The organism is Algoriphagus antarcticus, assembly GCF_002150685.1.
GTDB lineage: Bacteria > Bacteroidota > Bacteroidia > Cytophagales > Cyclobacteriaceae > Algoriphagus > Algoriphagus antarcticus.
The window spans coordinates 17248-40601 of record NZ_MSSW01000049.1; the positions used below are offsets into that span (position 1 = coordinate 17248).

The window sequence follows — 23354 nt, forward strand, 5'->3', positions numbered from 1 at the left end:
CCATATTATGAGCTCAGAAGCATTAATTATTCTGATTTATATACTTGTTCTGGCAAGTTTTCTGGGATTTGAACTGATCGCGAAAGTCCCCCCTACCTTGCATACACCGTTGATGTCTGGTTCCAATGCGATTTCGGGCATCACCATAGTAGGTGCACTTTTGGCCTGCAATGAAATGGGCTATACCACCCTAAGTAAATGGCTGGGAATGGTTGCCTTGGTGCTCGCCACCATCAACGTAGTCGGCGGCTACACTGTCACAGATCGTATGCTTAAAATGTTCAAGAAGAAATGAGTTTAGCCATAGAATTAGCCTATTTGGCAGCCTCCATCCTGTTTGTGTTGGGGATGAAAATGATGAATAAAACCCAGTCGGCACGGAAAGGAAATCGTCTTTCAGCCTTGGGTATGTTGATAGCCATTGTGGCGACCATGCTTCAGATTGATGCGATTTCTCTTGTAGAAATTTTTGCCTGCATCGTCTTGGGCTCAGCGATTGGTCTTTATTATGCCAATAAAGTTGAGATGACCAAAATGCCTGAAATGGTCGCGATTTTCAACGGATTTGGTGGATTGGCTTCATTTTCTGTTGCGCTTTCGGACTATTTCCTGAGGACGGAAGTCAATATGGAATCCATCGAGCTGGTGACTGTGATCAGTATCATTGTTTCTGTTTTTATTGGAGGCCTTACTTTCACAGGTTCATTAGTAGCTTATCTGAAGCTAAATGGAAATATTTCAGGTTCGCCAATTACGTTCAAAGGTCAGCATCCGATAAATCTGATTTTGTTTCTAGGATTTTTGACCGCAGCAGTCTTCACAGTAATTGACCAGACTGACCCGATTCTGATTATTATACTGATCGTGATTGCGCTGGTTTTGGGCATTTTGACTGTGATTCCCATCGGAGGCGCAGATATGCCAGTGGTGATTTCCTTGCTGAATTCTTACTCAGGAATGGCGGCTTGTGCTACTGGTTTTATACTAAATAATAACGTGTTAATCGTGGCAGGATCACTGGTCGGAGCGTCTGGGATCATCCTGACTCAGATCATGTGTAAAGCAATGAATCGATCTTTGGTGAATGTGCTGTTAGGGGGATTTGGACAGACGGTGAATGAGGTACAAGGGGATGGGCCAACTATAAATGTGAAAGAAATTGGAGTAGAGGAAACAGCTATGTTGTTTGACGGAGTTTCATCTGTCATCGTGGTTCCAGGTTATGGAATGGCAGTTGCTCAGGCGCAGCATGTGATCCGTGAATTGATGGAGCAATGTGAAAAGAGAAACATTGACTTCAAGTTTGCCATTCACCCGGTTGCAGGGAGAATGCCGGGACACATGAATGTGCTTCTGGCAGAAGCAAATATCTCTTATGATAAACTGATAGAAATGGAATCTATCAACGATGAATTTCCAAACACGGATTTGGTGCTGGTCGTCGGCGCAAATGACGTGGTAAATCCAGCAGCTAGGAACAATTCTCAAAGCCCAATTTATGGTATGCCGATCTTGAATGCCGATAAAGCGAGGACAGTAATTGTGTGTAAGCGAAGTATGGGCAAAGGCTATGCAGGTGTAGAAAATGAGCTATTTGGCTATCCAAACTGCCTGATGCTCTTCGGAGATGCCAAGCAGACTATTTCCAAAATAGTCTCTGAAATGAAGGAGATGTAATAGAGTTTTTATAAACTGAATAGTTTTATTAAAAGGGTTTATCAGAACAAACGGGCAGGAAGACCGAAGACCGAAGTAGAAGTTGCAAACTTCCACGTTGTTTTTGCTTTGAACAGGCAGAATATTAGATAATCAAATTAGTGTAATTTACAAAACGAGCGGTCTGGATTCCAGGTCGCTCGTTTTAGTAGGTGGGGTGGGTAGACTGATTTACTTTAATATAGACTTGATTCTTGCTTCTACCACATCATATTTTTTACGAAGGCTCTCTTTTTCTTCTTTGGAGTAGGCAAAAAGGGGCATTGCCAAAATCCCTTTGCACAGTCCAGAAAATGCCATGGAAGCTTTTAGTCCTTTTAAATAATCAGATTGGTAATTACCATGAGTATAAAGGTTCTTGCTTAAGAATAAGACAGACACTTGTAAAGCTTGGATTCGGTCGGAATTTTTGGTTAATATGGCTTCATAAAGCTTGACATAGAGCGCAGGAAATAAATTTGCTCCTCCACAAACTCCGCCATGTCCCCCCATATTCATCGTCTGTAGCAGGTGTTCCTCTGGCCCAACTAGTAACGTGAAATCTTGTTTTTCCCTAAACAAATCACACAATGATTCGAAGTAGGATAAATCTCCCGAGCTGTCTTTGATGCCAATTATATTAGGGTGATTGGATAGGACTTCAACTGAATTGGTGTCAATGTTGATTCCAGTATGGGACGGCATATTATATAATAAAAGAGGCAATTCAACTTGATCCGCTAGTTTTTGGTAGTAGTTAATTAATTCTTTCTGATCAATATTCATGTAGAAAGGCGGTGCAGCGACTACAGCTTTTGCTCCTGAATTCTTCGCTTTTGCAGCCAGTTTTAGACTTTCATTGAACGAACAATTCGTGATTCCTACCAGCACAGGGATGCGGCCATCTACTTTGGCACAAGTCATGGAAATCAGCTCATTTTTTACTTCTGGACTAAGACTGGAAAATTCTCCAGTAGTGCCTAGAATAAAAATCCCATCTACTCCACCGGAAATAACGTGATCGATCGTTTTGATCAAACTCAGGTAATCAAGTGTGAAGTCTTCGTTGAGGGGTGTGATTAAGGGTGGTATAATCCCGCGGAAGGGTTTAGAGAGAGGCATGGCTAGTTTTTGTTGGTGGTTTTAAATTTTCACTGATACGGTTTTCACTTTGACACGATTGTAAGTATAAGAAATATGCACCGTACCATCTTTGGCTTGAATGATCGCTGGGTAGCTAAACTCCCCCTTTTTCTCATCTTCCAGTTTTACCAATTCTTCCCAGTTTACTCCGTCCGACGAACCAAAAAGGGAAAGCTTGTTTCGGCCTTTTTTGATCGGGTTTAAAACCAACAAGTGGTAGCCGTTTGAAAGTGTGACTCCATCGATCCCTGAATTGTTATTGACTAAATTACTCGCTACGATAGGCGTCCAGCTCTTACCTTGGTCTTCCGACCAAGTGACACCAATTTTGCCTTCTTGGGTACGGCATAGCATCTGTAGTTTACCGTCTGGGTGAAAAAACACGGTAGGCTGTATAGCATTGAAATCTCCATTTTCGATTTCAGTTTTCTTCCAATTTTCCAGGTTCTGATCGGATGATTCCACATGAAGGGTCCATTTTTTCTGAGTTTCAAAACTGCTGGGGTAGAGTATAGTCCCGTCTGCTAGTCTTACAGGTTTATTTTTGATAGGGCCAAGGAGATTGTCAGGGATTTTTATTTCCTCTGACCAGATTTTTCCTTCATCCGAAGAGGTTTTGTAGACTCCCCACCAGTCTCTAGGATTAGGGCCTATTTTGTAATAAAGGACTGTTTCCCCATCATCTTTTTTGTAGAGAACTGGGTTCCAAGTTGGGTAGCGCAACGTTGGACTTTCCACACCATCGGCCACCATCTCTGGTGTAGACCAGCTTCCATTTGTAAGTCTTGAAGTATAAATACTCACATCCTGGTGTCGCTCGTGAGTCCCGCCAAACCAGGATGCTAAAATTCCATTATCTGTCTCCACCAGCGTAGAAGCATGGCACTGCGGAAAAGGTGCTTCTTCATAGATAAATCCAGAACTCAGAATTTTTACAGTTGGCTTGTCAGATTTGGGGAAAAAGCTGAAAATGGAAAGGATGAAAAGTAGGGTTTGCATGGGGTAGTTATGAGTTTGATTATATATAAGTTAAGTTTTTGAAAAAGAGGTGGTATCCCGTCCTTACCTGACTTTCTTCCAATGGATTTCAGCAAAATCCATAAAATGCTTCCAATCCTCCAAAGTCAGGTTATGCTTACCTTCACGGATATGATAGCCGGCTAAAGGTTGGATTATAGGCGATTCAAGTTCTTCAAAATCCAGCGGGAATTTAACATCTTGATTATAGATTTCGGAATAGACCCGACTTCCCAGCTGCATAGAAATATACTCACCTTTTGGATCTGCCCATTGATCACCACGGGCGCTGGCGAAGTAAAGAGCACGTGGTGCAATCAATGTGGCTAGCATATGCTGATCTACCGGTAGAGTTTCCTCTTGATGATTGAAGGCTTTAAAGTTATCTGCAAACCAATGAGGAAAACTGGCATTGATTACAGCAACTGTCTCACCATATTTTCTTCTGGAAATCGCGGCACCCCCACATCCTGATTCATTTGCCAAGACCACAGACCAGCGTGTATCATTCGAAGCAGTCCAAAGAGTGGCTTTCCCTGATCGGGAGTGACCAGCTAAGGCAGATTTTCTTGTGTCATATAAAGGGTCTTGTTCAAAATAATCCATTGCGCGCATCGCTGCCCAAGCCCAAGCTCCAAACGTCCTCATGCCATCTGCTTTGGTGAGCTCCTCAGGATAGAGTGTATTTAGAATTCCTTCGGAAAATCTTTCCGCATCGTCTGGAGCAACTGTCTCTCCATGAAAGGAAGCGGTGGCATAGCCTCGATCAATCAACTCCGAAACAGGCCAATATCCTTTTTCTACTAGGTTTCCATCTGCATGTTCTGCTCGGTGATTGATTAGTAGGAAAATTGGGAATGGACCTTTTTCAGTTTTGGGTACAAACACATTCAGACGCATTGTGTGTGATTTTCCCTTTCTGGAAACTGTTATGTTCACTTCTTTCAGTGTTGCTTTTTCCGGATATGGATTTTGGCTTTCCTGTACTTCAGAAAATGAAATCTGATCAAAGTCAGTCGGGATATTTCCATAGACATATTCACGGAAAAGATTTAGAATCTCAGGCCTACGAACCTCCTCCCAATCTTGCTGCGTGCTGATGAGCTTGCCTCTCAGGCTAACAAATGGGTCAGGAAGAGTGATGTCAGGAACCTTGCTTTCTTCGTAATTAACGTGGGTCTGAGCCATGGACAAAGAATAGTTGACTAACAAAAAGAAAAGAATTAGGTTGGGTTTGAATGCCATGATTTGTAAGGTGATCTGAATCCCAACGATCTTTGAGATGTTAGAATAATTTATTAAAAGCTAGTGAATTACTGTGTTTTACCAAAGTGTTTGGGTTTTAACCAACCAAATCACTTCAAATTTAAGCGATTCCTGAAGCCATGCATCAGTCCTTTTTACCCTTCCTTTCCCATAGTTTTTCGAAATTAGGGATGCTTGGATATTGTCGGCCGCAGCAGTATTTTTCTATTTCAAAGAATGGAACTTAGGTAACTAAGTCTTCTTCTGCAGCTCTCAGTCGGTTTCGTACGCAAGAGGACACTTTCTATAGATGAAATAAAACTATTGTGAATTTGGACCTAAAAAATGGGTACGAAAATCATATACAGCTTGTGGAGAAGCATCATTACACTAAAATGCACGCCGTGAAAAGCTCTGGCTAATAAAAATTGTCACAAAAAATGACTTTCCATAGATCAGCTGCAGCACATAATTCTCCGAAACTTCTGGGATAGGAATGCTTCACCCTTTAAACGTACTCTCGAAATCAATTATAATTGATCAAATCCGGAGCAAATACAAAAACATCTGATTTTCTAAATCTCAGGTTTTTGCGGAAGCTAAAGGCAAATTTGGAATTCCCTTCGTCATCATTTGGAATGAAAGTTCCCTTTATTTCAATGGTTCCGAAAATCAGGTTTTCATTTCTGATCCTGGCTCCTAAGCTTATTCCCGTAAAGTTTTGATTCTTATTTATGCAAGATGCACACTTCAATTTTGCCCAATAAAAAGAGCTAAAAGGTGCTATTCGGAATCCAACAAGAGACCAGGGCGTAAAAAGGCTGGATTCAAACCCTAAGGAAATTCGCTGTATAGCGTCAACTTCAATTATCCGAATCCCAGGAATGGTATTGCCTCGAATCGTCAACCAATCATTGGTTACTTTATCGAACAGTTGAGTATAAAAACCTGATGCTGAATTTCTGATTTTGTATTTGCCTATGGAAAAAGCTTGGGTATAGAAAGTGCCTCCAGTCTGGATAGCGCCGTCTTCATACGTCCCATTTCGGAAGTAGCTGGCTGCTTTGAAGATTAATTCATAGAAACTTCCGCTTTTCGAGGCGCCTTTATAATTTAGATTGATGCCTGCGTAAGGCCTTTCAAATCCCATGGTTTTCGTGTACCCCAAGGTAGTCGTCAGATTATATCCAAAAGGAATGTCCTCTGTCCGCCCAAAACCATAGACATATTGAGTTTTGAAAAAGTCTTGTTGATAGAGAGTAAATTCAGCTAAAACGCCAGAACCATTATTGTACCTTCTGTCGTAAGCTACCTCTTCTTGATCTGGATAATTGATGAAATATCCATCATATATCCGCAGAGCTACAAATTCTCTTCTTCTGTTTTGCAGGGTTTTCGCTGAACCAAAATTATAGCCTACCCAAAAATTACTTACGTTGTATTTGTAATCTAAAAAAGCTGAATCCGGCCTGTTTTTCACATTTTTTGACCAGTTCTGACTCCAGCCAGCTCCTCCGGCTACTTTTGAATAAGGGGAAATTAACGGCCTTTCCAAGCTGATTCCCGTGGCATATTCGATCTCATCGCCTAGACTTAGGCCCGTATTCAACTGGGTGTAATAGAATGCTAAATCCGCAAAACTCCCCATCACGCTACTTTTGGTGTAGGAAAAAGCTACTCCCGTCTTGGGAGTTCTGTCTGTGTCAAATAGAATATCAAACTCGAAGCCCTGCGCTCGTCCATCTACGTTTGCATCATAAAGTTTAAACAATGGAGCACTAGGGAAGCTGCCGCCTACAGATCCACCAATACTGAAAATATCCCGAGTGATGACAGCTAAATCTACAGAATCCGTGCCGGCAACCGCTGTGGCTACGATCCGGCTTTCTAAGATAAATGGTTGGTCTCTAAGGAATCGCTCGTTATCACCCAATTTGTAGGGGTTAAGCCTTTGGTTTTCTTTGATAAATAGATGTTGCCGAATGGTTTTTTCTCTTGTATTCGTATGTAGTTTATTCGCGATTCTCCCCACTTTTTTGACTATCGGCTTTTGTTTGCCATAAATAGAAAATTCAAATCCCAGGTTTTCCACTGTAATATTTCGGATGATCAGGCCTTCATAAGGGAGGAATTTCACCTCTGCCTTTTCTACCAGAACGCTGTCCCTATTAGATCTGGTAATCAGATCCATGCCTTTGTCCAGTGCTTTCTTAGTTATTGAGACTTTAGAGGTGTCATTCTCGTCTTGGGCAAAAAGGTTCTCTCTTACACCTATCAGCATAAGAAAGAATAAAAGCGCTTTGAATGACGAATTAGACAAGTTTATCCATAATGATTAGAATGAAGACATCTACCTATTAATAAGTAAAAGAGTATAGTTGATTCATTGCATTTTCTCTGCCATTCTCACAAAATAGGCCTGTGTATTAGAAAGAAGTTGTTCGGATTTCGGATGTTTGAGTATGCAGGAGTCGCTCTTCAAAATAGGGGTTTCAACGCTAAGTTTCAGAAATCAGAATTTGGGCGTTCACAAAGAACTGGTGTTCTACTGTTTAAATTCTGTTCTTCAAAAAAATCCTGAAGTGATTGCCTTAATTCATAGCCGTTTTATAAAATTTTTGATAATTGACAAAGAAGTCTTGGAGTTTCTAGTTTTTAGCTCACGGTTGTAAAGCAACTCTGAAGTAGACAAGGGTGTTCACGATCTAGAGGGTATTTTGAAGAAAAGCGATTTAAGACGAGAGGCAGCTAATCTATCCTTTCAATTGTATTCTTCTTCAAGTCGATGCGGAAATGATCTGAAGGTAGAGACTCAAAGAGCATTTCAAAAATACGGAAAAACTGAACCAGGTCTGAATTTAGATTAGCGTCTTGAGCATAAGTTTTTCGGGAAACCGAAGAAAGCAACTGTTCATAAAAAGTGATCCTTTCCTGGGGAATGAGCCTTTTCCCAATCTCATCTCCATTTTTCAAAAGGTAAAAATCTTCAATAATCTTATGGCTTTTAGTTTTTGATGAACTGGATGTTTTCAGTTCTTTCAATTTGTCTTCAAGAAATAAGTTTCCATCCTTCTCAGTCATTTTGCTCCATTGATTCAGCTCATTATTGTTCAGTGCCTTTAACAGCACTACAAGATTTTCTGGCCAATCTGAAGGGATAAATCTTAATTCTGTCAATTCCAGCAAATGATTTCGAGTGTACTCAAAATAGTCTTTGGATGCTAGGATCGTACTATCCCAAATGTCTGGGATTTGATTTTCCAAAAGCCAGCGATGCTCCATTCTATAGAGATCAAAAAATTCATTCATATGATCCACTTCGGTAAGAGTTGTCGTTTCGATTTCAAACTGAGTTTGATGGTCGATTTTGACAGTTTTATATGCTGGTGGAAAAGCTGCTAAGGAAGGTACTTGAATATTATACATGGTGTTGTCTGGTTGATTTTCATAAAGACCAGTGTCATTGATATGCATGTGGCCGGCAAAGTGAAGTCTCATTCCGGCATCTGCGTACAACTTGCTGGTTTCTGCAGATGGAACTCGCTCTAGCTGGAATTTTCGGGGGCCAAATAGCGATTTCATTGCATCGGAAGCTCCATCATGAAATTCTACTAAAGGATAATGACTGAACGAAATCAAGGTTTTCCCAAGTTTCTCAGCTTCATCAGCTACTTTTTTGATCCAGTCTAATTGATGTTTTTTAAAAATAGACGCTTGGTTGAATCCTACAGAAGATCCTTTCCAACTTTCCTTTGATTCACCTCCAGAATGCGTATATACATTTCCATCCAGCGCAAGAAGCCAGATTCCCTCAATAGGTTCCACTACATAGCTTGCATCGGGTAAGAAAAGTCCTGAATTTCCGACAGGATATACTCTTTTTTCAAGTTGTGAAGAATCTTGAGCTCGCTCGAACGTATAGTTTTCATAATCGAGTTCTTCGAATGGATGTGACCAGAAAAGATCTTTTTGACTTGGGAAAAAGCCATAATCACCAAGTGCCTTGGTGATCTCAGGATAACCCCAGTAGTTGATCTGATCAGAAATAGCGACAGAGGAAGCAGTAAAGAAATCCGTAGAACCTGCGATTGCTTGCTCCGAGCCATCGACTCCAAGAAAATCACTTTTCCCGGCTATCCCTCCAAAAGGCTTTACAGGATCATGATTCCCAGTGGTCAGGAAAAACCGCATGCCTGAATCTGTTGCGTATTGATCCAAGATTTCCTTCAAAGCCAGCACATTCATTGGCTGACCGTCATCTGTGAAGTCGCCAGGAAGTACTACGATTTGGATTTCTTTTTTCTTCAGATCTTCCAAAGCGCTGATGAAAGCAAAATAGTTTTCATTGAATAGCCGCGTGGAATTCAACTGGCTTTTCATAGTCCGGATGGTGGCGAACCTACCGGTTTTTGGATTGAATACTCCTTTAAATGCATTAGAGCCTAAGTCAGCATATACATCCTGAAGATGGATGTCCGAGAGAAAAGCAATTTCAGCCGTTCCGGTTTGAGCAAGCAAAGGAATATTAGCGCATAGTAAGTGTATCACTGCGCCAAGAATGGTTGGTATAAAGTGTTTTTTATTCAAAATCAGTAAAAGTGTCGCTAGTTGTTGATCAGAACCGGATTAACTCTTTCATATACGCTTTCTCCGAAATTAACTTTATAATCAGATTTGAAGAAAGTGGATGGATTATAATAGTCGGTTGAAATCACCTGGGCACCCGATGATTTTGCTTTTTCGAACTTTGAATAATCTTCATTTCTTGCCTCTTTGGTGTCTGAGTCTGCGCGAGTTCGGATCATATATCCTTTTTTGACGAGATCTTTTATATATCCTTCATTCTCTATGGGATCATTGATGATTCTAAACCCTGCGCTAGGATTACCTTCCTTTTTATTTACAAAAAGTACAGCATTTTTCAGATTAGGTTTGGCTGTGAGATATCGGTCAATTTTCTCTTCGCTTTCATCCAGGACAAACAGAAACTTACCTCTTACATCATCTAAACTTGGCCAATTCCCAGCGAGAACGGCTGTTTCCAGATCAGCGTATTTCCCCCTTACCCTATCTGGTGTGATCAAATGATCTAATCCTAAATGCGTTCTGATTTCTAAATCAATGCTATCTAGAGCCGCAGATGTGAAGGGCAAAGTAGCTCTGGTGCTTGGTATATTTCCATCTTTCGCATTGATCAAAATGAAAATTGGAGAATGCTCTGGGTGGCTTTCGCTCCACTTTTTAAGTGCTTTCAGTGCATCTGCAAAGAGTAAGTAATGTGATTGAAAATCAAGATCCTGTACATGAAATAGTTTCAGTCCAGGTTTGGAAAGGGCATTGCTTGGGTCATAATTCGGGGTGGTTCCACCACTGCTTTTTATTATATCCAAGCCTTTTGGGTTGGAATATCTTCCGCCTTCCGGATCGTGAAATACGTCAAGTTCGAGATTCCTTAAGCCAAGATCCAGCTGAGATTCTAATGGGATATGCGCGTATTCTAAGCTTTGAGCAGCTGCTGGATTCACTTTGGATAAGTACTCCAGAAGCTCAGGAGCCATTTGGCTTTTGTAACTGTTATGACTGCCGATTACTTGAATCTGATTGAGCTTTACGTTTTGCGCTGAAAGGAGTGAGGAAAAGAACAGGTAAAAAACTGTGAGAATAAAGCAAGTGGTGGATTTCATAGTGAATAATTTAGGTGGCAATTTTCATCTTTTTTGATTGGAATTCTGAAATATCGCTTCACTTTTTTGTTATGTTTTCAAAAGGGCTGAGAAAGTGTAATTATGTATAAAGGATTTAATACCATGATGCTATGAAATTCAAGTCCGCCATTGCACCAGATTTGGGATATATGCACTTTATGAATTTGTTAAGCTCTGGCTTTTTTATATTAGACCTACTACTATATACTTTAGAATACCCTAATTTTAGAAATGCATAAATTCTTTCCAATTCAGCTTTTACTGCTTTTGCTAGTTGCTTTTCAGGTTTCTGCTCAGAATCCCCCACAATTTCAAATTCACTCTCACAACGATTACTTACAGACTGTGCCTTTTTGGACTGCCTTTTCAGCTGGGGCATCATCTATTGAAGTAGATGTCATTTTGAAAGATGGGAAATTGATGGCAGCTCATGAAATTGCCAGCATTGACCCAAAGCGAACTATCGAAAGTTTGTATTTGGATCCGATTGCAGAGGGAATAGAAAATGGGTTGATTTCTTCGATCAACTTCCATTTGCTGGTAGATCTAAAGACAGAGGCATATTCTACGCTGGAAGTTTTGGTAGAAAGCATGAAGAACTATGAAGACATTCTCTATAGTACTGATAATCCTGACGGACTGAAATTGATTATTTCCGGAAATAGACCAACCTCTGAAGATTATAAGAATTATCCTGCATGGATGCTTTTTGATTACCAGAGCAAGGAATTGTCTACCGATTTGCCTTGGGCTAAAATAGGAATGGTGAGCTTGAGTTTTCGACAGTTTTCCATCTGGAATGGAAAAGGAAGAATGGTGGAAGATCAACGCGTGAAGCTTCAAAACTTCATTGACTTAGTTCATAGCTTTGATAAGCCAGTTCGCTTTTGGGGTTCCCCGGATAGCAAGTCTGCTTGGAAGGCTTTTCATGAAATGGGTGAGGATTATATCAATACAGATTATCCGATAGATGCTGCTGATTACCTGAGTAAGCTGGGTGAGAATGTCTATCAGAATACCTCAAAACATGAAGTTTACCAGCCGAAACTCGAAGTGGATGGGGCTGAAGTGCCTATGCAAAACGTGATTCTCATGATAGGAGATGGCAATGGATTGGCACAGATCTCCGCTGCTTTGTTTGCCAATGATAATCAGCTAAATCTTACTCAGCTAAAAAATATAGGTTTTGTTAAAACTCAGGCTGCGGATGATTTTACCACCGATTCAGCTGCTGGCGCGACTGCTTATGCAACAGGTGAGAAAACAAATAACCGAGCTATTGGAGTAGATTCAGAGGGTAACTCATTGAACAATTTACCTGATATTCTGGATGAGTATGGATTCTCAAGTGGGGTAATCACGACTGATCAACTGACTGGGGCAACACCCGCATCTTTCTATGCGCATCATCCTGAGCGAGATAATTCTGATCAGATCGCTGCTTATTTACCCAAGAGCAAATTGGATTTATTTATTGGTGGAGGTGGGGATAGTTTTGCTTCTCAGGCGGAAAATCTAGAGAATGCAGGCTTTAACCTGGTGGAAAAGTTAGAACCGACTGATGCTGATCGCATAGGTTATTTTGCTGCAAGAGGGTCTTTGCCCAAAAAACTTGACGGGAGAGGTGATTATTTACTGAACAGCACCACTTTCGCACTTGACTTTTTCGAGCAAAAAAAGTCTCCATTTTTTCTGATGGTGGAGGCTGCTAATATTGATTCCGGCGGGCATGCCAACAGTACTTCTACGATTGTGTCCGAAATGCTGGATTTTGACGAAGTCATAGGAAAAGTACTCCAGTATGTGGATGCGCATCCCAATACCTTGCTTATCATCACTGCAGATCACGAGACAGGTGGAGTATCGATTCCTCAGGGAGATATAGCCTCTTCTACCGTAGAACTGGCATATCACAGTGATGATCATACAGGAATTATGGTCCCAATATTTGCGTATGGAGCGCACTCGGGAGATTTCAGGGGTGTATATGAGATCTCAGCTGTTTTCCATAAGATTATGAAATTGGTGGAGAAGTATCATGACAACTAGCCTCCGGCTTTCCTGAAAATCTTTTAACCCCGCTGGACACAATGATTTTTGCGCAGAGCGCAATGTTATTAGTTAGATTCTAGCTCTTGTGGTTCTAAGTCTGCCTGGCGTTAGGGCAGGTCACAGCACTTCGGTTTAAGAAAATGCAGTGTGCAAACTGCCGTCTGTGACTGAGACTGATCAACTGAGCAATTGGCAGATCAGAACTTCCATGAAACTCCTGATATTACCTTTAGCCAAGTTTGGGAGTCTTAAATTTTAGAACATGCTTACCTTCTTCCAGCAATAGTGAAAGGGAGCATAAAGAGATTTCGAACAAAATCGAAGGAAAGATCTATCGCAAAGCCCAATAGCCTAAAAGGGAGTAAGATCAACCAGAAAATAGGGTAGAGCAATAAGCCTATTATTGCCAAGGGCCAGCATACCACCAATAGAATACACCAAAGCAGGAAACTTATCATATTAATTATTTTTTAGCTATGAACTCAATGTTTGTTCCATTTTCAAAAAAATGCTTTCAGGGTAATTAAAGAACATCTTAAGATCAGTTTATGTATCAATAGCGGACGAAGGAAAGAATGAATCGGACGATTATCCTACAGCCTATATAAATCCTCCCATTGTATATTCCTGTAAACTAAATCGATGTTTATTCATGTAGATTTTTTGTGAGGATTGATAAACTTTAAGTTTAGGCAAAAGTTCATTTTGTAGAGGTTTGTAAATTTCTGAGAAACGTTAAAAGTACGCGCTAGCTTTTTATTCATAATGGGTAAATTCACTTAGGAGAGGGTCCGATATGATCAAAAAGGCAGATTATCTCTAGATGAAGTTTTGCGAATTTTTTAATTAACAGAGCCAGAAAGACCAATAATTTCTCTAATTTGGGGTATAGAATTTATGAAAGCAGATTTGATTTTAAAGAATTATTGCTTAGAGGTTTAGGGATTACCTACTTAGCCACAAACAGTCATTGGTTTCGAATTAACTAGCTTTTTTACAGCAAAATGTGATTGTTGATTTGATTATAAAGGATCTAATTTTTAAGAGAGACGAATAATGTGGTACAGTTTTGAAAAATGAGCTGTAATAAAAAGTAACAAATTTTTAATTGATTGTTAAAATAAAACAAATTGCCAATGCCATACTCAATCAGTCCTTTATAAGGAGCAGTTGATATTTCAGGGAATTCCTCACTGCACAATACCCGACCACCTGTATTTTGAAATTCAACTACGGGAATGTTTTTAATCAAGAATACCAATAAACCTCACAAAACATGAAAATATATTTACAAAGACGACTCTTGTGGATGTCTAAAAGAATCCTGTATGGATTCATAATTCAGCTAATATTTAGCTCTATTGCCCTCGCTAGCGCTTACTCTGAGCCAATTTTCGAATTAATTAAGGAAGCGGTGACTGTCACCGGAAAAGTTATGGATGAAACTGGCTTACCTCTTCCCGGTGCTACAGTTTCAGTCGTGGGTACTACTACAGGTACCATTACTGATATAGATGGGGAATTCTCTATTACAGTGCCCGATAATGCAGAGTTGATTTTCTCTTATATAGGTTATGATCCGCAGCGTATTACAGTAGGAAGTCAGACTGTTATCAATGTAACCCTTCAGCCTGACGCTACAGCTTTGGATGAAGTAGTTGTAATCGGATACGGAACTACAAGGAGGAGTGATTTGACTGGATCAGTAGGGTCTGTAAGTGCTGAAGCACTTAATGAGCGTCCAGCATCCTCTTTGAATCAAGCCTTGGCAGGTAGAGTATCCGGTGTACAGGTCAACAATAACTCTGGAAGACCAGGAGGAAGAACCACTGTCAGAATCAGAGGGTTTAGTTCTATCAATTCATCAAACAACCCTCTTTATGTGATAGATGGGGTTCAGATGCCAGTAGGTACGTTTGATCAGCAGACTAATGCGATAGACTATATCAATCCCAATGACATAGTTTCTGTGGAGGTGCTTAAGGATGCCTCTTCTACCGCCATTTATGGATCTAGAGGTGCTAACGGAGTTATCCTAATTACTACCAAGAAGGGTAGATCTGGAGAAGGTGTAGTGACTTACAATGTGGACATAAGTGTGCCTATCATTGGCCCAAATAGACCTAAAGTATTGAATGCAGCACAATACCTAGCAACAGAGGATCTAGCCTGGGCAAATATGGCAAAGTATGATCCTCAAGGTTGGGCAGCTGGAAAATGGGCTTATCTCAATCCAGCGCTTAGAAGAACTGACCCACGTATTTTCGATAGTCAGGGTAATCCGCTTTTCGATACAGATTGGCTTGAAGAAACTACACAAAATAAGCTTTCCCAAAACCATCAATTAGGTTTTTCTGGAGGAAATGAGCGTACCACTTATTCACTTTCTCTGGGCTACAGAGATGATCAGGGTTTAGTTAAAACTTCTTATCAAAAGCGGTATTCTACCCGATTTACCATGGAGGATAAGGTGAAATCCTGGTTGACAGTAGGTGGAAGTCTCAGCTATAATAATCAAACTGAGAATCTGGTGGACGTAAGTGATGCAGTTGCTAGACAAATGGTCGAAGATTTTCCATTCCTACCTGTGAAGTATGAGGATGGGACATTTGCAAATAACCGTGATTATCCATTTGCGGAAGGTACTATGAGTTCAGCGCATAGATTGGCTGGTAGAAAGTACATCCTGAATACTCAAACTACTCTGGGAAGTGCTTATACCAATATTAAATTCTCTGATGCCTTAGAAATGAGAACAGCTTTGGGAGTTAATATCCTTACTCAGGAAAACGATAGATCTGAGACAAGGACTTTGGCGATTGGTCAAAGTGGAACAGCTTCCAAAAGTATGAGAAAAGATACCTTCTGGTCACTGGAAAACTACCTGACGTATAATAAGGTCTTTGCTGAAAGACATGCTATCAATGCCCTTTTGGGTATCTCATGGCAGGAAAACAACTTTACAGGTATGAATGCAAGTATTCAGAATTTTGCCACTGACTACTTCCTATATAATAACTTAGGAGCAGGTAGCCAGCTGCCAAGAGTAGGTTCTGGAGCTTCTCGTGAAGCACTGAACTCATACTTTGCTAGAGTTAATTATATTTTGGATAATAAGTATTTGTTCACTGCCACTGGTCGTGCGGATGGGTCTTCCAAATTCGGTGACAATAATAAATATGCCTTTTTCCCTTCTGCCGCTGTGGCATGGAGAGTTTCCGAAGAGGGATTCCTGAAAGGAAACCAGACCATTTCTAACTTGAAAGTGAGAACTAGTTACGGTTTGACAGGTAACTCTGAGATTCCTCCATACTCGTCACTATCACTGTTAAGTTCTAATTATTCGGCTATTTATAATGAGAATCAAGTGGGCGGAACTGGTATCAATAGACTGGCAAATCCTGACCTTAGATGGGAGAAAACAGCCCAGACAGATTTTGGAGTTGAGTTGGGAATGTTCAATAATCGATTGAATGTAGAAGTTGATCTGTATTATAGAAAGACTACCGACATGCTATTGGATTCGCCCGTACCAAGAACCAGCGGCTATGCGACTATTCGAAGCAATGTAGGTTCGATGGAAAATAAGGGGGTTGAGTTCACACTTAATTCTGTGAATTTTGAAAAAGCTAATTTTAGTTGGAATACTTCATTTAACTTATCTCTAAACAGAAACAAGGTGCTTTCTTTAGCTACACCAGCAGATATATTTGGAGTTGGTGGGCCTAATTTCACTAACCAGACTAATATTATCAGAGTTGGAGAGCCAGTAGGTGCTTTCTGGGGTTTGACAAGATTAGGTACATGGAGTGAGGCTGAACGAGCAGAGGCTGCAGAATTTGTCAGTTATAGAAATGGACTGACTATACTCCCAGGTGATATAAAGTACCTGGATGTCAATGGTGACAAAGCAATCAACGATTCGGATAGAATGATTATAGGTAACGGTAACCCTGATTTCTGGGGAGCTATCTCTAACAGTTTCAGACTATACAATTTCGATCTTACCATCGAGCTTCAGTACAGCGTAGGGAATGATATACTAGACATGACACTTCATCCAAGTGAAGACCGTCAGGCACTGGCAAATAGCTACACCTCTGTATTGAACGCGTGGACTCCACAAAATCAGAACACAATGATCGCAGAAATCCGTGATACCCGTGCAGGATATGTGACCAATGTGGATTCTCACTGGGTTAAAGATGGTTCGTTTTTGAGAGGAAGAAACCTTTTGTTAGGATATAATTTCCCTTCAAACGTAACTAGCGCCATTAAACTAAGCAGATTGAGAGCATATACTTCAGCGCAGAATTTCTTCTTATTGGTTGGAAAGGATGTTAACGGAGATCCAGAGACATCACCAATACGTGGTGGAACCGGAAGTAATGTTTTTTCTCAGGGTATGAACTGGCACAGTTATCCAAGACCGACAATCTTCATGTTCGGTTTGCAGGTAACTCTTTAATCCATTGTCAACTATAAGCGATATAACTAATGAAAAATAACATTTATAACAAAGCAGGCAGATTGTTCCTAGTTGGAACATTGGTGGCAGGATTTGTAGGTTGTTCAAGTTTTTTGGAGGAAGAAGATCCTTCCAATTTGACACCTGAAAGTTTCTACACTATTCCTGATCATGCAGAAGCAGCACTTGCCTCGGTTTATGCAGAAACGCGGTTTATTGGTGGTGGTGGTGGTATTTTCTCCTCAGCATGGCAGCTGCTGGAGGCGCCCACAGGCACTTCTACTACCGAGACAGCACAGAATTCAGATTTGAATAACCTCTACGGACTTATCTACGATGGACGAACTCAGCATGTGATTAGCTGGTGGAATGGATTGTATCGAATAATAGCGCAGGCAAATCTGGTCATAGAGAAAGTGCCGGCTATTACGCCGATGGATGCAGCTCAGAAGACCAAAGTTTTGGGAGAAGCTCGGTTTCTTCGTGCTTGGGCCTATTTCTATGCGGTAAGATTGTGGGGAGATATCCCTTTAATTGTACTTCCGCAGACAGCTAGTTCGGAAAATTTCCAACCTTCGCCAGCATCTCAGGAAGAAGTATATGCGTTGATTTTGGAGGATTTGAAAGCAGCAGAAGCGGCAGGTTTACCATGGATGGATGTCAGTGGAAGAGCATCTTTAGCGGCCACCAAATCCATGCTGGCCAAAGTGTATATGACCATGGCAGGTTTTCCATTAAGTAAAGGAGCTTCCCACTATCAATTGGCTGCTGATAAGGCTAAAGAAGTTATTGATTACGCCAACGGCAATCCAATGTCGATCAACTTATTCCCTGCTTATGGCGCACTTCACGACGAAAAGAATGATAACAGACTGGAGCATATTTTTATGATCCAATACAATGTGATCGTTGAAGGAAACCCAATGAACAATATGTTCCCGAACTTCAAACCTGTGACCTTTCAAGGCCCTTCAGGAACGGGGAGTACGGTGCCGACTGAAGATTTCTACAATTCTTATGAGCCGGGAGATCTCCGGGCAGTTAATCAGGTAGGGTTCTTCTACACTACTTACTTTACAAATGGTAGTGGTGCAGCTTTTGATTTAGGTGCTCCATATATCTTCAAGCATTTCAATCGACTGGCACTAGGTACTAAGGATCAGCCGGGAAATAAGGCTAATAACCTGAATGTTCCTTTGATCAGATTCGCAGAAGTTTTGTTGACCTATGCAGAAGCGCAAAATGAAGTTGGTGGACCAAATGCTTTGGCTGTAGAGAGTTTGAAAAGAATTCGTGACAGAGCTGGTTTGACTACCATGTCTATGGGTGCATTCAATACGGAAACATTCAGAGATGCAGTCTTGAAAGAGAGATGGCATGAGCTGTGCTACGAGCAGATCACTTGGTTCGATATGCTTCGCTTGCGCAAAGTGTATAATGAATCTACGAATGGTTTTGATCAGTTTGTAGGACATATAAATCCTAGCTCAAATCAAGCACTTCAGGCTATGCATTATTTAATGCCTTATCCACTTCCTGAAATGCAGAATAATCCAAATCTAATGCCTCAGAATCCGGGGTATTAAGAGCGAGAAATAAATTAAAAGTAAATGAAAAGGGCTCCGAATTTTTTGGAGCCCTTTTTTTATAAACTATGTCTTTTGATGTCAAAGTAACTTATAACTAGACACTGTTTTAGTTTTTTTTTCCTTCAAAATACCGTTTCAAAGTATATTCCGGTTGCCAGCGATCTGGCTTTCGAGTGAGTGTATCAGGATCATATTTTAGTTGCTTGATCACCTTGGTGGTCAATGCAGCGGTATCACCCGAGATTTTTTGCCAATCCCGCAGTGCGCTCATCAATTCATCTTTGGTAGAAGTATAGTCTGTGTTTTCTGCCAGATTATTCAATTCCAATGGATCATTTTTCAAGTTGAAAAGCTGGGTGTAATCTCGCTCAGGATATCGGATCAACTTCCACTCTGGAGTTCTTACGGCACGCACAGTGTGTCGGTAGGCAGTAAAAAGGCTGGTTCTTACGTCAGAATCTTTTCCAGAAAGAATAGAAGCCAAACTCTTCCCATCTACTTGTGAAGGCTTAGGCAGGCCAGCCAATTCCAATAGCGTAGGATATAGGTCGTATAGATAAACCATGGCATCGAAGGTTTCATTTTTTGGAACACCAGGACCTTTGATGATCATAGGAACATTCATGCTGTGCTCGTATAAACTTTGTTTTCCAAGCAATCCATGACTTCCTGCAGCCAAACCATTGTCAGCTGCATATATGATGATGGTGTTATCGTAAAGGTCATTTTCCTTCAGTGTTTGAATGATTTTCCCGATCTGGGTATCCAAATGCGTCACCAGTGCATAGTAATCAGAAAGAATCATCTGAATTACTTCTGGCTTTCGTGGCCAACCAGTTAATAGTTCATCTCTAACCATCAAATCATCAAACTCAAAGGGATGGTATGGTTTGTAATTTCCAGGTAATGGCAAAGAGCCTTCAGGATAATAATTAATGTAATCCGCTTCAGGAGAATAAGGATCATGAGGAGCAGTAAATGCCACGTAAGCAAAGAAAGGTTTATCAATCCCCGACTTCACATGGTCTTCGATGAATTCAATAGCGCCTTCGGCAAATACTTCAGTAGAGTAGCCTTTGAAAGTTGGCTCGCCAAGTTCTCCATTTTCGTCATAGTCGCGCATGGCTAAACTATAATGATCTGCCATTCCGCCTAGATACACATTTTTTGCCTGTTGGAAACTTGCTTCAAATGCTTCCTTTTCATTATGCCATTTGCCAGTGCCAAAAGTAGTATAACCTGCTTTCGCAAAATCCATCGGCATCGTACGTTCCCCCTTTAGTTTATCATATACATGGAATAAACTTTTGCCACTCAGAAGCATCGCTCGACTTGCTGCGCAGACTGCTCCGTGATTTCCACCCATCACGTAGGCATTTTCGAAGCGACTTCCCTCACTTGCCAACAGATCGAGATTTGGCGTTTGAATGTACGGATTACCAGAAGCGCCCAGCGCGTCCGCACGCTGATCATCGGCGAATAGGAAAAGGACGTTGGGTTTCTTTTTTTGTTGCTGCGCAAGACTTTGCTGGAATGTGACAGCAGATAGAATTATAAACCCCAATCAGAAAAATTTGATTTTATTCTGCATTGTTAGATTGTTGTTGTAGGAATCCGTATTTGGCAATTGTTTTTGCTTGTTCTTGCTTTCCACTTTCGGTCAAATAAGGGCTAATTACTGACCAAATGCTTTTGACCATCGAACCCTTTTCCGTGAATTTTTTAATGGCAAGGACTTCTCTTTGTGACAACCAAAAAGTAATAATTATTCGAATGATATGCTGTATGTTTTCGTATATCTCAGTTTCAATTTTCGACATGTATCCATCGGAGAGAAATTTCTGAAACAAAGCATTCATCTGTTGCTTTCGATATTCGGATGTATTTTGTAAAAGCCTTGAGATTCGTGATAAGCTCTGGTGATTTCCACGACATCTAGGTTTGTAAAACGATAGCGGAACTGAAACTCTTCCAGTTGTATCAGCAAAAAATGTCCATGTTCTATTGATTATAAAGTCATATCACGTGCGACAAATAAGTCTGACATTTCAGCTCTCATTTGATCGTAAATTGCCAAGATAATTCACTCCTTAGTTTTATAATGGCAGTCAAGATTGCCATGGCTGATTCCCATTTCAGCAGCGATGTGACGGCTGGTGATTATTTGAACTCCCGATGGATTATATAGCTTAATCGCCGTCAAAAGGATTTTTTCTTTGGTTTTCAACTTGTGGATTGCTTGCATTCTGGAAACACCTTAGTGTATAGGTTTATGTTGAAAATTACTGATATCTGGTTTGAGTTTGTGAATGGACTTTCAGGAATATAATTGAAATAGTGCAAAGGCACTATAAGTTAGCGAGGGATTGAAATACTTGGTGAGCCATTGCCATTCAAAATTATTGTTAGTTCTAAAATGAACTAGTTTAGTGGTAACTAATACCCAAATCTTTGACTTTTAATTCATTAATAGGCCAAGTCATCTACAATGGATGTGACGATCGTCTCCACGTTTCCGCATTTTTGCTCTTTGGTTCAATTGATAAACTCTGGAATTTTGCCACTTCGGTAACCACGCCTGATGTCCGGGCAGGATACATCTCCGCCGGTCATTGGGCAGGGGTCTTCGCTCCATTAAAGCAAAGAATATAAGACTATTGGCAACAATGCGGATAATCATATAATTTGGCATTTATCATGCATTTTGCTCAATCGCTCAGGATAGATTTTTATCTAAGAAGCAAGTTTTCCTCAAATAGCTCTAATTTCAAAAGTGTAATAAATCAATAAACTATGTCTGGGATAAAAATCTATTTTCTTTTTTTAGTTGCCGCGTTCGCCTGTAGCTGCGATTCCAAAGAAGAACAAAAGCTCGCTGATAGGCCCAACATCATTTTTATAATGGCAGATGATCATGCTTATCAAGCGATCAGTGCCTATGGTGGAGGGCTGAATGAAACTCCAAATATTGACAGGATTGCAAAAGAGGGAGCAATTTTCACAAGGGCTACGGTTACTAACTCTATCTGTGCGCCAAGTCGGGCAGTTTTGCTGACAGGAAAGCATAGTTTCATGAATGGCAAAGTGGATAACATTCAGGCTTTTGATTGGGATCAGGACAATTTCCCCAAGTTGATGCAAGCCAATGGTTATCAAACTGCTTTGATCGGTAAAATTCACTTGGACGGACAGCCGCAGGGTTTTGATTATTCCATGGTGTTGCCCGGTCAGGGAGATTATTATAACCCGGACTTTTTGATAAATGGAGAGACCAAACGAATTGAAGGATATGTCACCGACATCACTACTGACTTGGCTCTGGACTGGTTGGAAAATGGCAGAGATAAAGACAAGCCATTCTTATTACTTTATCACCAAAAAGCTCCGCATAGAAATTGGAAGCCAGCGCCAGAATATTTGACGCTTTATGATGATAAGGAATTCACGCCGCCCGCAAATTTCTTTGACAATGAAACCAATTACCAAGGTCGGGGAACGGCAGCTCGTGAGCAGAAAATGGAGATCGATGAGATCATGCGATGGGGACGTGACTTGATGCTGGAGGTAAATCCCTTCGGAGACAGTACAGGCCTGGCAGGAGAATTAAAGCGCTTCAATCCAGAGCAATTGAAGGCGTGGAGAGCAGCTTTTGACCCAAAAAATGAAGTCTTCCTAAAAGCATATGGACAATTGGATGAGAAGACGTTGAGCTTAGAGAAGAAGCGTGAGATCGCAATTTGGAAATACAACCGTTACATCAAAAACTACCTGCGCACCATCAAGTCTGTGGATGATGGAGTAGGTGAGGTGCTGGATTATTTGGAAGCAAATGGTTTGGCAGAAAACACCATCGTGGTTTATACTTCTGACCAAGGCTTTTACTTAGGTGAGCATGGTTGGTTTGATAAGCGATTTATGTATGAAGAGTCTTTCCGTACGCCACTTTTGGTGAAATACCCAAAAGAAATCAAGCCTGGAACTACCATCAAGAATTTGGTTCAGAATCTCGATTTCGCACCTACATTCCTGGACTATGCAGGAATCAAAGCACCAAAAGAAATACAGGGCGAATCCTTCAGAAAGCTAATGAGCGGGGAAAGTGATAAGTGGAGAGATGCCGTTTATTATACCTATTATGAATATCCAGCCGAGCATAGTGTAAAGCGACACAATGGAGTTGCTACGGATCGGTATAAGCTAATTCACTTTTATTATGACATTGACGAATGGGAATTGTATGATTTGGAAAAGGATCCTCATGAGATGCAGAGTGTCTATGATGACCCTTCCTATGCAGAAGTTCGGGAAATGATGCACAAGAAATTTGAAGAAGTTCGAGCCAAATACGGCGATAGTGATGCCAACGATAAACGCTTCTTGGAGGAGTATATGGAAGTGTACAACCGCAGAAATAATAACTAAGGTAGGCTTAACGTATAT

The 23354-nt window shown here is 40.8% G+C and carries 16 protein-coding genes; 7 read left to right on the forward strand and 9 right to left on the reverse strand.

The features are described 5' to 3' along the window. Positions 1-7: 7 nt before the first annotated feature. Together BVH04_RS16085 and BVH04_RS16090 are read left to right on the forward strand one after the other, a co-directional pair. A complete protein-coding gene (locus BVH04_RS16085) occupies positions 8-295 on the forward strand; it encodes an NAD(P) transhydrogenase subunit alpha (protein ID WP_086501027.1) in 288 nt (95 codons plus the stop codon). Further along, entirely contained in the window at positions 292-1677 is a 1386-nt protein-coding gene (locus BVH04_RS16090) for an NAD(P)(+) transhydrogenase (Re/Si-specific) subunit beta (protein WP_086542493.1), read from the forward strand. The genes BVH04_RS16085 and BVH04_RS16090 overlap by 4 nt, the downstream gene beginning before the upstream one ends. 210 nt (positions 1678-1887) lie before the next feature. Here the strand turns inward: BVH04_RS16090 and BVH04_RS16095 are convergent, their stop codons facing one another. The 6 genes from BVH04_RS16095 to BVH04_RS16125 form a co-directional block, all read right to left on the reverse strand. Continuing rightward, entirely contained in the window at positions 1888-2817 is a 930-nt protein-coding gene (locus BVH04_RS16095; RefSeq protein WP_086542494.1) for a dihydrodipicolinate synthase family protein, read from the reverse strand. Positions 2818-2838: 21 nt separating this feature from the next. After that, complete coding sequence (locus tag BVH04_RS16100) at positions 2839-3837, reverse strand: sialidase family protein (RefSeq protein ID WP_086542495.1); 999 nt, start codon at positions 3835-3837, stop codon at positions 2839-2841. A 63-nt stretch (positions 3838-3900) separates the two neighbouring features. Further along, positions 3901-5100: a glucuronyl esterase domain-containing protein gene (locus BVH04_RS16105; protein WP_086542496.1), complete on the reverse strand. Its 1200-nt coding sequence runs from the start codon at positions 5098-5100 to the stop codon at positions 3901-3903. Between the two features lie 526 nt (positions 5101-5626). Continuing rightward, the gene (locus tag BVH04_RS16110) at positions 5627-7381 is read right to left on the reverse strand and encodes a BamA/TamA family outer membrane protein (protein WP_086542497.1); all 1755 of its coding nucleotides are present in this window, start codon (positions 7379-7381) and stop codon (positions 5627-5629) included. A 467-nt stretch (positions 7382-7848) separates the two neighbouring features. Then, positions 7849-9648, reverse strand: a complete 1800-nt coding sequence (locus tag BVH04_RS16120; RefSeq protein ID WP_086542560.1) for a metallophosphoesterase family protein — start codon at positions 9646-9648, stop codon at positions 7849-7851. Between the two features lie 56 nt (positions 9649-9704). Further along, positions 9705-10784 (reverse strand): phosphatidylinositol-specific phospholipase C1-like protein, encoded by a 1080-nt coding sequence (locus tag BVH04_RS16125; RefSeq protein ID WP_086542499.1) that lies wholly within the window; start codon positions 10782-10784, stop codon positions 9705-9707. A gap of 252 nt (positions 10785-11036) precedes the next feature. Between BVH04_RS16125 and BVH04_RS16130 the strand changes: the two genes are divergently transcribed. The 3 genes from BVH04_RS16130 to BVH04_RS16145 all read left to right on the forward strand — a co-directional run bounded on the left by BVH04_RS16130 (position 11037) and on the right by BVH04_RS16145 (position 18911). Next, the gene (locus BVH04_RS16130) at positions 11037-12854 is read left to right on the forward strand and encodes an alkaline phosphatase (protein WP_086542500.1); all 1818 of its coding nucleotides are present in this window, start codon (positions 11037-11039) and stop codon (positions 12852-12854) included. Between the two features lie 1279 nt (positions 12855-14133). Further along, positions 14134-17325, forward strand: coding sequence for a SusC/RagA family TonB-linked outer membrane protein (locus BVH04_RS16140; RefSeq protein ID WP_086542502.1), 3192 nt, complete (start codon positions 14134-14136; stop codon positions 17323-17325). A gap of 29 nt (positions 17326-17354) precedes the next feature. Next, positions 17355-18911: a RagB/SusD family nutrient uptake outer membrane protein gene (locus tag BVH04_RS16145; RefSeq protein ID WP_086542503.1), complete on the forward strand. Its 1557-nt coding sequence runs from the start codon at positions 17355-17357 to the stop codon at positions 18909-18911. 109 nt (positions 18912-19020) lie between these two features. Here the strand turns inward: BVH04_RS16145 and BVH04_RS16150 are convergent, their stop codons facing one another. The 3 genes from BVH04_RS16150 to BVH04_RS26165 all read right to left on the reverse strand — a co-directional run bounded on the left by BVH04_RS16150 (position 19021) and on the right by BVH04_RS26165 (position 21159). After that, positions 19021-20478 (reverse strand): sulfatase-like hydrolase/transferase, encoded by a 1458-nt coding sequence (locus BVH04_RS16150; RefSeq protein WP_086542504.1) that lies wholly within the window; start codon positions 20476-20478, stop codon positions 19021-19023. A 16-nt stretch (positions 20479-20494) separates the two neighbouring features. Then, a complete protein-coding gene (locus BVH04_RS26160) occupies positions 20495-20773 on the reverse strand; it encodes a TetR/AcrR family transcriptional regulator (protein ID WP_240510953.1) in 279 nt (92 codons plus the stop codon). A gap of 224 nt (positions 20774-20997) precedes the next feature. Beyond that, a complete protein-coding gene (locus BVH04_RS26165; RefSeq protein WP_240510954.1) occupies positions 20998-21159 on the reverse strand; it encodes a TetR/AcrR family transcriptional regulator in 162 nt (53 codons plus the stop codon). Between the two features lie 206 nt (positions 21160-21365). On the opposite strand from BVH04_RS26165, the gene BVH04_RS25845 reads away from it, so the two are divergent. Next, positions 21366-21566, forward strand: a complete 201-nt coding sequence (locus BVH04_RS25845) for a hypothetical protein (protein WP_170147818.1) — start codon at positions 21366-21368, stop codon at positions 21564-21566. Positions 21567-21707: 141 nt separating this feature from the next. Continuing rightward, complete coding sequence (locus tag BVH04_RS16160; RefSeq protein WP_086542505.1) at positions 21708-23336, forward strand: sulfatase family protein; 1629 nt, start codon at positions 21708-21710, stop codon at positions 23334-23336. Positions 23337-23354: the final 18 nt, after the last annotated feature.

What these genes read in the sequence shown, in the direction of transcription:
- BVH04_RS16090 (WP_086542493.1), top strand. Translation starts at nt 292, where the DNA reads ATGAGTTTAGCCATAGAATTAGCCTATTTGGCAGCCTCCATCCTGTTT.
- BVH04_RS26160 (WP_240510953.1), bottom strand. Translation starts at nt 20,773, where the DNA reads ATGAATGCTTTGTTTCAGAAATTTCTCTCCGATGGATACATGTCGAAA.
- BVH04_RS16110 (WP_086542497.1), bottom strand. Translation starts at nt 7,381, where the DNA reads ATGCTGATAGGTGTAAGAGAGAACCTTTTTGCCCAAGACGAGAATGAC.
- BVH04_RS16100 (WP_086542495.1), bottom strand. Translation starts at nt 3,837, where the DNA reads ATGCAAACCCTACTTTTCATCCTTTCCATTTTCAGCTTTTTCCCCAAA.
- BVH04_RS16130 (WP_086542500.1), top strand. Translation starts at nt 11,037, where the DNA reads ATGCATAAATTCTTTCCAATTCAGCTTTTACTGCTTTTGCTAGTTGCT.
- BVH04_RS16105 (WP_086542496.1), bottom strand. Translation starts at nt 5,100, where the DNA reads ATGGCATTCAAACCCAACCTAATTCTTTTCTTTTTGTTAGTCAACTAT.
- BVH04_RS16085 (WP_086501027.1), top strand. Translation starts at nt 8, where the DNA reads ATGAGCTCAGAAGCATTAATTATTCTGATTTATATACTTGTTCTGGCA.
- BVH04_RS16145 (WP_086542503.1), top strand. Translation starts at nt 17,355, where the DNA reads ATGAAAAATAACATTTATAACAAAGCAGGCAGATTGTTCCTAGTTGGA.
- BVH04_RS16160 (WP_086542505.1), top strand. Translation starts at nt 21,708, where the DNA reads ATGTCTGGGATAAAAATCTATTTTCTTTTTTTAGTTGCCGCGTTCGCC.
- BVH04_RS16125 (WP_086542499.1), bottom strand. Translation starts at nt 10,784, where the DNA reads ATGAAATCCACCACTTGCTTTATTCTCACAGTTTTTTACCTGTTCTTT.
- BVH04_RS16095 (WP_086542494.1), bottom strand. Translation starts at nt 2,817, where the DNA reads ATGCCTCTCTCTAAACCCTTCCGCGGGATTATACCACCCTTAATCACA.
- BVH04_RS16140 (WP_086542502.1), top strand. Translation starts at nt 14,134, where the DNA reads ATGAAAATATATTTACAAAGACGACTCTTGTGGATGTCTAAAAGAATC.
- BVH04_RS26165 (WP_240510954.1), bottom strand. Translation starts at nt 21,159, where the DNA reads ATGCAAGCAATCCACAAGTTGAAAACCAAAGAAAAAATCCTTTTGACG.